The following is a 3,041-nucleotide window of genomic DNA, read 5'->3' on the forward strand; positions in this document are numbered from 1 at the left end:
TGTTATTGATTTCTGAGTTTGTCCGCCCGTTGCTCTCTGGAGCTGCCTAAAACTGCTCGCCTATGCTGCCACGGTGGTTATGAGTTCGGGCACAATACAGTTGCATTGCGCCCATTTTGTTTTACGGTAATTCCCCCTCGATTACCGTTCTGACCATATGGTCATCGATTAGCTTCTTTGCCCGCTGTGAGGCAAACATAAGGGAGTGGGTACATACTTTGTTTGTTGCTCTGGATGATCCGGCTGAATAGCGATAGACTTCATCCATCGCCTTGTCTGTGAAGATATCCGTCGATCCTCCGGCGTAGGCAAGATGAGCGGTGATGTATTCTCCAACCTGTGCGCGGTCGTGCTGTGGCAGTTCACATTTCATATCAATTCGCTGTCTTATAGCGCTGTAGCTCTGGAGCTTCAGCTTATCCCACAGTTCATTCTGTCCGACAAGAATCAATGCCATCGGATTCATGGAATCCATCCGGTAGTTTAAAAGAAACCGGATCTCCTCCAGCGTCTCCTTTGCCAGAAGGTGTGCTTCATCAACAATGGCAACCACCTTCCGCCGGTGGACACCCCGGATGATTTCCAACTGCTGATGCAGCTGCTTTCTGGCATCACCCCGGTAGAACTGTCCCTCCAGTCCCAGCTGTTCCAGCAGTCCATTATAGAACCACCTCGGTGTCAGCTTGGAATCAGATATGTAAAGAACGGCATAGTCGTCTTCCGGCAGCATCGATTTGAACTTCCGGACGGAAGTGGTTTTGCCACAGCCTACATCAGCCGTTACGACTGCAAAGAGCTGACGGTCTGCCACGAATTCCAGCCTGCCAAGGGTTTCATCCAGCATACTGGACATATACAGGGAGTCTACAGGAATTCCATTCGTAAAGGGTGTATGGCTCATACCAAAGAAGTTTTCATACATTGGAATTCACCTCCCGGTTCTTGCGGAATACCAACGCCGCTTCCTTACGGACTCGATTCGACCGGTTTGCTTTATTCAGCCCTTCCAGAAGCCGGGAGTTTTCTGGCTCCAGTGCCTGCACCCGTTCCGGTAAATCCGTACGTATAGCACAGTTTCTTCCTATCTGTAGAACCTTAGCCCGGAAGACGGGGAAGTCTTTATGATGGATTTCCACCTCGTCTTTCCACGCAGGATCATAGTAGACATCTACTTTCCTGCCTATCAGCTGCAGCCCGACCTCATACTTCCTGCCATCAAAGCTGATGCATCCTGTCTTGTCGACTTCACGTTCTGTGGTATGGAGAAATGCTTCGGCGCACTCTGCCGTATCTATGAACTTCAATGGTCTGGTATCGGTGCGAAATGCAGTTTCAGGGCTGATGCCTCCCAATCCATAGTGAGGCGACTTATGGTAATGCGCTGTAATCCAGTTATCCAGATGGTGATTCAATTCCTCCAGCGTCTGCACCTTCTGCAGTGCCACCTCGGAAAGAAACGAATCGATCCGACGGTTGAAGGCTTCGACCTTTCCTTTCCCTTCCGGGTGATACGGTTTCGCAAAAAGAAGGCGGATCCCCAGTCTGGCACAAGCTTTCCGAAGCCATTCGGAACGGTATTGCTTCCCGTTATCGACATAAATGGAATCTGGTTTTCCATACAGCATGATGGCGCTCCGCAGGCTATCCTCGATGATTCCCACTTTCTGATTATCGTAGAACTTTGCAGCTACGATGTAACGGGTTGCGTCATCGATGAATACGGAAAGATAAACCTGTCTGCGTTCTCCGTTGTTACCGATGGGAAGATACGGACCATACTTGATATCTCCCTGGAAAAGCATGCATCGGTGCGGTTTTTGGAAACGCCTTGAGGCTGCACCGGTTTTGGTATATATTTTCATCTGCCTTGTGCCGAAACCGGCAGACTGCAGGTGACGTTGCAGGGTGCTTCGGCTTAAGGTGTTTGCAGATACAACTCCCTCCAGCTCCAGGATGCGGATGATATCGGAAACACTTCTGGTTGGACATTCACGGCGCAGGACAATGGCCTGCTCCACAATCTCCGGATAATGATCCGGCAGGGTTGATTCTCTCGTCCCTCCGGTACTCGGCTTTAGACCTTCAAAGCCATTGCTGCGATACGCTTCCAAATACCTTGTAATGGTGCGGTATGATACCTGATGTTTTTCACTAAGTTCTTTTTTGAGTTCGATGACCCGCTGCGGATCCAGACCTTCCTCAAGGAGCGGTGTGATCATCAGCATTTTCTGCGCAGCGGCATCTTCCGGTTTGTTCTTTGTTCTCATGGGGTGCAACTCCTTCTTCTTTGTTTTAAGGAGTGTAGCACGGAAGGTTTATGGACAGAATGCAAACCGGGTGTGCAGAGTGTGACCCGAATTGATGAGCTGCCGATGGACAACTGCTAACCAACCGGGGGTATTCTGACGGGCTGTTTCGAGTAAAGAGGTTTGATTCATCAAAGGGTATGGCTTATGATGAATCGCAATCCAGAAAGAAGAAAGTAATCCGTTGATGTTCGTAGATGCTGCAACAAATGTCGATTTCCATCTTGAAATCGTAGAATCATCGGCCGGGCAGTCATTCCGCGTTTCATCCAGCTCCGCTTCAATGACATCCGCTCCATAGTGCTTAAACGGAATCATGAAATCCGGAAGTTCCGTATGCAACTTCCCGCAGTCTTTGCATTTAAGTCTTCTGAGTCTATACCAGTCAGCCGAACCATCCTGATTAATCATATGGCGGAGCTTGGTATCCCGAACCCTTAAGCTGCCACTGCAGACCGGACAGCAGGAAACTTCTTTACTCTTGATGAAAAATATGTGTATCTGTATTGAAGAGTTTTTCGTATTGTGCTACTATAATCATGTTTATTGGGACCACAATACGAAATCAATCTTTGGTAGGGGAGAAATCGTATTGTGGTTTTTCCTGTTCACCTCAATGCCTATTTGATAATGGCATTATAATACGATATCAATGGACAAAACAAGAGAGCAAAAATATCTGACCATGGACAATGTGAGTGAGCAGTGGCAGGTCAGATCAAGGAGTCAAAAACA

3 protein-coding genes are annotated in these 3,041 nt (G+C 48.3%); all 3 read right to left on the minus strand.

Going from position 1 to position 3,041, the window contains the following annotated elements; translation table 11 throughout:
• Positions 1 to 121 precede the first annotated feature (121 nt).
• The 3 genes from BUA79_RS12080 to BUA79_RS12090 are packed head-to-tail and all read right to left on the minus strand — an operon-like array spanning position 122 to position 2,813.
• Positions 122 to 922, minus strand: a complete 801-nt coding sequence (locus BUA79_RS12080; RefSeq protein WP_073994666.1) for an ExeA family protein — start codon at positions 920 to 922, stop codon at positions 122 to 124.
• Complete coding sequence (locus tag BUA79_RS12085; RefSeq protein WP_073994667.1) at positions 915 to 2,267, minus strand: DDE-type integrase/transposase/recombinase; 1,353 nt, start codon at positions 2,265 to 2,267, stop codon at positions 915 to 917. Before BUA79_RS12085 ends, BUA79_RS12080 begins: the two co-directional genes overlap by 8 nt.
• 48 nt (positions 2,268 to 2,315) lie before the next feature.
• Positions 2,316 to 2,813, minus strand: coding sequence for a DUF6431 domain-containing protein (locus BUA79_RS12090; protein ID WP_330389267.1), 498 nt, complete (start codon positions 2,811 to 2,813; stop codon positions 2,316 to 2,318).
• Between the last annotated feature and the right edge of the window lie 228 nt (positions 2,814 to 3,041).

It is taken from the genome of Parasporobacterium paucivorans DSM 15970, assembly GCF_900141895.1.
GTDB lineage: Bacteria > Bacillota > Clostridia > Lachnospirales > Lachnospiraceae > Parasporobacterium > Parasporobacterium paucivorans.